Annotated in this window: 5 protein-coding genes and 1 pseudogene; all 6 read left to right on the top strand. The window is 63.2% G+C overall.

All coding sequences use genetic code 11. From position 1 onward, the window contains the following. On the top strand, nt 1-531 hold a 531-nt coding region (locus EOA85_RS21530; protein WP_164759786.1), incomplete at its 5' end, for a BamA/TamA family outer membrane protein. Next, on the top strand, nt 531-4715 hold the full coding sequence (locus EOA85_RS21535) for a translocation/assembly module TamB domain-containing protein (protein ID WP_127211092.1): 4185 nt from the start codon (nt 531-533) through the stop codon (nt 4713-4715). The genes EOA85_RS21530 and EOA85_RS21535, both read left to right, overlap by 1 nt. 601 nt (nt 4716-5316) lie before the next feature. Then, nucleotides 5317-5916 carry a hypothetical protein gene (locus EOA85_RS21540; protein ID WP_127211093.1) on the top strand — a complete coding sequence of 200 codons (600 nt, stop codon included), beginning with the start codon at nt 5317-5319 and terminating at the stop codon, nt 5914-5916. A 34-nt stretch (nt 5917-5950) separates the two neighbouring features. Beyond that, entirely contained in the window at nt 5951-6961 is a 1011-nt protein-coding gene (locus EOA85_RS37625) for a S8/S53 family peptidase (protein WP_245485929.1), read from the top strand. A gap of 73 nt (nt 6962-7034) precedes the next feature. Next, nucleotides 7035-7199 carry a cytochrome P450 gene (locus EOA85_RS21550; RefSeq protein ID WP_245485928.1) on the top strand — a complete coding sequence of 55 codons (165 nt, stop codon included), beginning with the start codon at nt 7035-7037 and terminating at the stop codon, nt 7197-7199. A gap of 16 nt (nt 7200-7215) precedes the next feature. After that, nucleotides 7216-7708, top strand: a pseudogene (locus tag EOA85_RS21555) (cytochrome P450); the annotation flags it as partial.

Raw genomic sequence — 7708 nt, forward strand, 5'->3', positions numbered from 1 at the left:
GGATTCAGGGCGCTGGCCTATGCCGAGCCGAGCTACGACATTTTGAACGGTGCCGCCTTCGTCAAGCTTAGGGGCGAAGGATCGGCCTATCAGTCGCTCGACACGGCCTCGAAGTTCGTCTTGGCCGAACGTGTCGCCATCGGCTCGATCATCGGCGCCGGCCTTCAGGATGTTCCGGCCGACCGGCGCTTCTATTCCGGCGGCGGCGGCTCGGTGCGCGGTTATGCCTATCAGGGCATCGGTCCCAAGGATATCGACGGAGAGCCGATCGGCGGGTTATCCTTCTTCGAGACCTCGTTCGAGATGCGCATCGCCATCACCGACACGATCGGCGTCGTGCCGTTCGTCGATGTCGGCACCGTCTCGACCAATCAATTCCCGGATTTTTCTGGCATGAAGGTCGGCACCGGCGTCGGCCTGCGCTATATTACGCCGTTCGGACCGCTGCGCATCGATGCGGCGGTGCCGCTCAACCGGGGTCCCGATGACCCGCATTTCGGCATCTATGCCGGCATCGGCCAGGCGTTCTGATGACAATGTTCAAGCGCATCCTTCGCATTGTCCTTTACACGCTGCTCATCCTAGTGGCGGCGGTGATCGGTGCGCTCGTCGTGCTGACCAAGACCGAGCGCGGCCGCGCCAACCTCGCCGGCATCATCTCGACCGTGGCGTCGACCGATGACCGGAAGGTCAGGGTCAGCGGCATCGACGGCATCTGGTCCGGTGCACTGACTGTCGATCATGTGGTGCTGGAGGATCGCCACGGCGCCTGGCTGATAGCGCGCAAGGTGGCCGTCGACTGGTCGCCGCTGGCGCTGCTGTCGAAGAACTTCAACGCCGGCCGCGTCGCCGCCGATCGCATCGAGCTGGCGCGGCTGCCGGTGGCCGGCACGCAGCCGAGCCAGGGTGGCGCCACCACGCTGCCGGTGTCGCTCGACATCAAGCAGATCGACCTGCCGGAAATCGCGCTCGGGCAGGCGCTGGCCGGCAGCGGTATCGCCGAGCTCGCCGCCAAGGGATCGTTCAAGGCCGACGCGGCGCCATTGGCGCTCGCAACCAGCCTCAACATCACCCGCCGCGACGGCAAGCAAGGCAAGCTCGACGCCAGCATCCATTTCGCGCCCGCCGACAACAAGCTCGACCTCGATCTGAAGGCATCGGAGCCGGCCGGCGGCATCATCGCCAATCTGCTCAAATTGCCCGATGCGCCGTCGGTCAACATCGTCGTCACCGGCACGGGGCCGGTCGCCAACTGGAGCGGCATCGGTACCTTCGTCGTCGACGGCCAGATCGTCACCCAACTCACCGGTCGCCACCAGCTCACCGACAAGGGCAACTATGTCGAGGCCAAGGGCGACGGCGACTTCCAGCGCTTCTTGCCCGACAATCTGAAATCCTTGTTTGCCGGCAAGACCAGCTTCGACCTCGCCGGAACCGCGATCGTGACGGGCGGCGTCGAAGTCGAGCGCGCCAGCATCGACAGCGATGCCGTGCATGGCACCGCCGCGGGCATCATCGACCCCAACGGCGCCAGCGACCTTTCGGTGGAACTCGCCGCCAAGGGTCCACCAATCGTGCTCAGCCTCGGCAGCACGGTGCACCCGATAACCGCGGCGATCAAGGATGCGACGGCCCGCGCCTTCGGCGACGGCAAGGCGCCGATGGTGGATATCGGCGCGTCGCTGGTCTCGGTGGTGGCGGGCGGCACGCGGGTGGACGATCTGATCGGGCAAGTGCATTCTGATGGTTTCGACATCCAGAACCGTAGCGGGCCTGTCACCATCAAGCTGACGGCGGCCGGCCTGAACACCGACGTTGCGACTTTGGCGCCGCTGGTAACGGGCAGGGTCACCGCTGATCTCGCCGGGTCGGTCAGCAAGGACGAGATCGTCGTCGATCAAGGCACGCTGCGCAGCGACGCACTCAATGCGTCCGTAACAGCCACAGTAGCGCTGGCCGATCTGTCGATGACGCTCAAGATGAATGCCGACGCGGCTTCGACGGCGCTGCCGTCGCAGATCAGCTCGGTTCTCGGCCAGCGCGTGCAGTTTTCCGCAACCGCCACACGCGACCCGGACGGTGCGTTCACCGCCAACGCATTGCAACTCACCTCAGGCACGCTTAGCGCCAGCGGCACCGCCAGTGCGCAGGGCACCGATGTCCGCGCCGATATCAAAGGCACACTGGGCGATGTGTCGGTGCTGTCGCCGATGGTCGGCGCCAAGGTCGGCGGTGCCGTCGGTTTCGCGCTGACGGCGAGCGGGGCGCGCAGCGCACCGGATTTCTCGGTTTCGGCCAACAGCGACAGCCTGACGGCGTCCGGCCATGCGGTGAAGCAGATCAAGCTGAGCGCGAGCGGCAAGGCCGATATCGCCAGTCCCGCCGCCGATGTCTCGCTGACCGGCTCGGTCGACGACCAGCCGCTCGACCTCAAGGCATCGCTGGTAACAACCGATGGCAAGCGCTCCATAAATGGACTTGCCGTCTCGTTAGCCGACAACAGGGTCTCCGGCGACCTCGGGCTCGACGACAACCTGCTGCCGCTCGGCACGTTGACCCTCGATGCCGCCGATATTGCTCCGCTGGCCAGACTTGCCGGCAAAACGGTAGCCGGCGACGTGCGCGGCACCATCCGCTTTGCGAATGACGACGGAGCGCCGACGGTCGCGATCGATGCGACGAGCACCGCAATTTCGCGCGGCGAACTGGCGGTGAAGACGATCGCTGTCAACGCGCTGGTCGCCAATTATCTCAAGGCGCCGGCGATCTCCGGCACGATCAAGGCCGATACGGTCACGTCGGGAACCACCGTGATCAGCGGCATCGGTGTCGATTTGAAGCGCGACGGCGACTGGACCGGGTTTTCCGGCGGCGCCTCCGTCAAGGATATTCCGCTGAAGGCCGCCGGCCGGGTCAGGATCGCCAATGGCACGACGACGGTCGAGCTCACCTCCGGCGAGGCGACCATGCGCGGCATCAAGGCGGCCATTGCCCAGGCCTCGACCATCACCATCGCCAAGGGAGTGACCAGCCTCGACAGGCTGGTGCTCAACCTCGGCGGCGGCACGGCGACGGTCACGGCCAAGGCTGGGCAGGCGCTCGACCTCAACGCGACGCTGGCCCGCGTCCCGATCTCGATAGCCAACAGTTTTTCGCCGGGCCTTGATGCCGCCGATTCCATCTCGGGCACTGTGAAGGTGACGGGCGCGCCGGCCAATCCGGCCGTTGCCTTCAAGATCGACACTCAAGGTGTTCAGACGTCGCAGACCCGTGGTGCAGGTTTCGGCGGCATGGGCGTTTCATCCTCAGGTACGTGTGCGGGCAACAGACTGACCTTCGACGCCAACATGAGCGATGCCGCCGGTCTCGGCCTCAAGGGCGGCGGCACGATGATGACGTCAGGCGCGCCCACCCTTGATCTCAACTTTTTCGGCAAGGTGCCGTTCGCCTTCCTCACCAGGACACTCGCCGCGCAAGGCCTGTCCTTGAGCGGCACGGCCGACGTCAATTTGAAGGTGCGCGGCCCGGCGACGTCGCCGGTGATCACAGGCACGGTCCGCACCTCAGGCGCCCGCTTGATCGATGCACGCTCGGGACTTGCGATCAACGATATCACCGCCGATGTGGCGATCGGCGGTGGCGTCGCCAGGATCAACCGCCTGACCGGCAATTTGTCGACGCGCGGCAGCCTGTCGGCCAGCGGCACCGTCGGCATCAATCCGGCGCAAGGTTTTCCGGCCGACCTGTCGGTCAAGCTCGTCGACGGCCGCTACACCGACGGCAGGGTGGTCACCGCCAATCTCAGTGGCGACCTGACCATCAAGGGGCCACTCGCGTCGGCGCCGGTGATTTCGGGTACGATCAACCTGGCCAAGACCGTCATCACCGTTCCCGAAAAGCTGCCGGGCTCGCTGGCGGCGCTCGACGTCAAGCACAAGAATGCGCCGGCGGCCGTGCGCGCACAGGACAAGGCGTTGCGCCCGGCCGCTGCAAGCAGCGGTGGCGGCGGCAGCGGCCTCAACCTCGATGTCACGGTCAACGCGCCGAGCCAGATCTTCATCCAGGGCAGGGGTGTCGACGCGGAGCTTGGCGGTTCGCTGCGGCTGACCGGCCCGGCATCGTCGCCGCAGGCCGTTGGCACCTTCACCTTGCAGCGCGGTCGGCTGACGATCCTCGCCAAGCGGCTGACCTTCACCGAAGGCACGGTCGGCTTTTCGGGGTCGCTGGTGCCTTATCTCAATCTAACAGCGACGTCGACGACGAGCAGCGCCACCGTCACCATCGTGGTATCGGGCGAGGCGACCAATCCGAAATTCAACTTCTCGTCGGTGCCGGCGCTGCCGGAAGACGAGGTCCTGGCGCAACTGATTTTCGGCCGCTCGATGTCGAACCTGTCGCCGCTGCAGATCGCCCAGCTTGCCGAAGCCGCCGCGCAACTGGCCGGTGTCGGTGGCTCGACCTCGCTGCTCCAGAACCTGCGCAGCGCGATCGGCGTCGACGATCTCGACGTCATCACCGACGAGGAAGGCGGCACCGCGGTGTCGGCGGGCAAATATCTCAACGACCGCACCTATGTGACCATCCAGAAGGGCGACAAGCCGGGTTCGGGCAAGGCGGCGATCGATCTCGACGTCGGGCGCGGCGTCAAGCTGCGTGGCGAGACAACAGACGCCGGCGAAGCCAAGGGCGGTGTTTTCTACGAACGGGAATATTGAAACCGGCCGTTCGCGCAGAACAGTTGGTTGTCCGAAGAACGAGCGGCGCAGCGGCGAATGTCCCAGTTTAATCGCCCGCTGGGATTTCGGACGAAATCCCTGGCGCAGTAGCAAATTTGCGCCAAGACTGTCGTTATCGAACCGCCCTGCTTTCAAACATTGGCGCGAGCACGTCTATTGCCGTGGCGACCGATCCACCATTTCCCGGGAACTCGAAGGAAGGGTTCCTGGGCGCAAGTGGTAAGTGCGTTCACGCTCAGCGTACGATATCCGACAGTTTGTGTCAGCTTTTGAAGGCTAACGACACAGCCTTGTGTAGCCGGCGTCTTGGACGTTTAGCTAAGCCGCTGAAAGCAAATATACAATCCCTTCGTTGGCCCCGTCATCTTGATTGGCATGAATTTCGCTATGTGCCGTTGAGAGGGGCGGGAACTGCTTGCCAGGGAAGAGCGAAGAGATGGCTCGGCAAAATTGAAGGACGGGAGATCACGGATTTGTTGCGAATGAACACGTTGTCTGCTGGCGGCCATGCGTCTGCGGCTAGGGCCTGCGAAGGGTTTGAAGATGTGGCGAGGGACTGCAGTACGCCTGTCGATCGCACATGATCTGCTGGCGGCTCCAACAATGGGCGTTGCAGATACGCATACAGTTGGCTGCGGGTTTAGTGCTGTTGGTGTCGGCACTCTTCGTCAGCGCGATGACTGCGAACGGACAGGAGACCAGCTTTGTCGGCATTTATCAGGGTTCGGAGCTAACCGACGCCGCCAACCAACTGGGACAAGCCGGATACGCGCTGTCGGATGGCACCCAAGTGTCTTTCGACAAGTGGTACCATAGCAGCTGGATCGACATGCGATTTGAAATGTTGACGCAGCTGTCGGACGATTTCGGTCTCCTCTGGGGCGCGAGCACCGGCCAGCGTGCCGAAAAGGTGCGAATCCAGCCGGGTGTGAAACTCGGCTTTATTCTGCAAAAGCGACCGACACCGTCCACGGCACTTACCCTCACCGTCAGTTCAATTTTGGGCGGGGACCTGACGGAACGATCTTGCACGGCTGACTATGGCGCCGTCGGCGGGTTCCAGGCGGTGAATTGCCGTCTGGCCGCGTCGCAACTCCCGCCTGCGGACACTTTGAAGTACATGGCAAACATGAATCCAAGCCGATTGAATCTCGATCTCCGGTTCAGGGCTAAATTCTAGCGATGATGAAAGGCATAGGCGGTACATTTAGTTGATGAAGAACAATCCAAACAGGAAGTTTATTATGAACAAACCACAATTGTTTCCGGTAGTTTTCGTTGCCGGTCTTCTAGCGTGCCTGTTGGCGGCCCCCGGTTTCGCTGGTGATCTCGGTACCGAGGTAAGCGGCAAAGGAAGGACCGGTACTCCAGCCGCGGAAACCAGTAGCTCGGGCTGCCCACAAAATGCCGACGGCACCTTTTGCTGGATGAATCCCGATATTGGTGAAGCATGGGCATCGGGCTATACTGGTTCTGGGGTATCGGTGACCGTTGTAGACAGGTTCACAGGTGACGAGCAACAGATTGGGGACCTCGGCCATGGCCCCCGATGGCGGCTACATGGGCAGTGGGTCGCTCAAATGGCCGGCATGGTGGCGCCTGGCGCAAATATAATCGAGCTTGACAATTCGGAAGCAGATTCGCTCTTGCTGGAGGACGGGCTCAACGTCATTAATCTGAGCTATGCCATTGAGGAACCACTGAGCGGCTACCCGCTCGAGGAGCCGTACCTGCTCGAGGAGTCGATTGTCGATGCGGCTCGGGCGGGTGCTGCGGTCTTCACAAAGGCAGCCGGCAACGACTCCGTAGCAGTAGGTACCCCGGACGTCGAAGGGCGAATTGATTTCCTAGCTACCGACCTGATTGGGATGCAATCGACGATCTTTGTGGGTGCGCTCGAGCACAATGGCACTCCCGAAAACAAGGCAGGGCTGGCCGCATATTCGAATTATGCCGGCTCAAACCCGGAGGTGCAGAACCAGTTCCTGACTGTGGGTGTCGAGAGTGACAGGACTGGCTTATACGGAACGTCTCTCGCGGCACCTGTGGTTGCAGGCTATGCCGCTATCCTTGGCAGCAAGTTCACGTCCGCAACACCGACACAGCTTGGCAATCAGCTGCTGGATACAGCCAGGACCGACACGATCGTCAACTATAATGCGGCAACTTACGGTCGCGGGGAAGCCAGCCTTTCGAGGGCACTGGCACCCGTTTCGATCAGGTAGACGAGCACTCCGATTTGAGCAGCTAAACTTTCTGTGAGGCGTTGAGAGCCACAAATCGCCTCGCGGAATTCGCTTGGGCGCTGCGCTGGCGCGCCTGGAATTGAGCTTCCCCGCGCTGTTCGTGCGGCTGGAGGATCTGGCGCTGACCATCGCCGCGGAGGACGTCGTCAACATGCCGTCTTACGTCATTCGCTGCCCGCAGCGCCTGCCGGTCACCTTCCGCCATTCCATCGCTTAGAGAGTGAAGTGCCACCATGCCCGAACAACCCCTGCCGACGCTGCCGATGTGGCGCGTCGATCACATCGAGCCCTCGCCCGAGATGTTGGCGCTACGCGCCAACGGTCCGATCCACCGCGTGCGCTTCCCGTCCGGGCACGAAGGCTGGTGGGTGACGGGCTATGACGAGGCCAAGGCGGTGCTGTCCGACGCGGCGTTCCGGCCCGCGGGAATGCCGCCGGCGGCATTCACCCCGGATTCGGTGATTCTCGGTTCGCCGGGGTGGCTGGTCTCGCACGAGGGGGGCGAGCATGCCCGGTTACGCACGATCGTGGCGCCGGCCTTCAGCAACCGCAGGGTCAAGCTGCTCGCGCAGCAGATCGAGGCGATCGCCGCGCAGTTGTTCGAGACGCTGGCGACCCAGCCCCAGCCCGCCGACCTGCGGCGCCACCTCTCCTTTCCGCTCCCGGCCATGGTCATCAGCGCGCTGATGGGCGTGCTCTACGAGGATCACGCCTTTTTCGCCGGAC

Source organism: Mesorhizobium sp. M5C.F.Ca.IN.020.29.1.1 (genome assembly GCF_003997375.1).
GTDB classification, from domain to species: domain Bacteria; phylum Pseudomonadota; class Alphaproteobacteria; order Rhizobiales; family Rhizobiaceae; genus Mesorhizobium; species Mesorhizobium wenxiniae.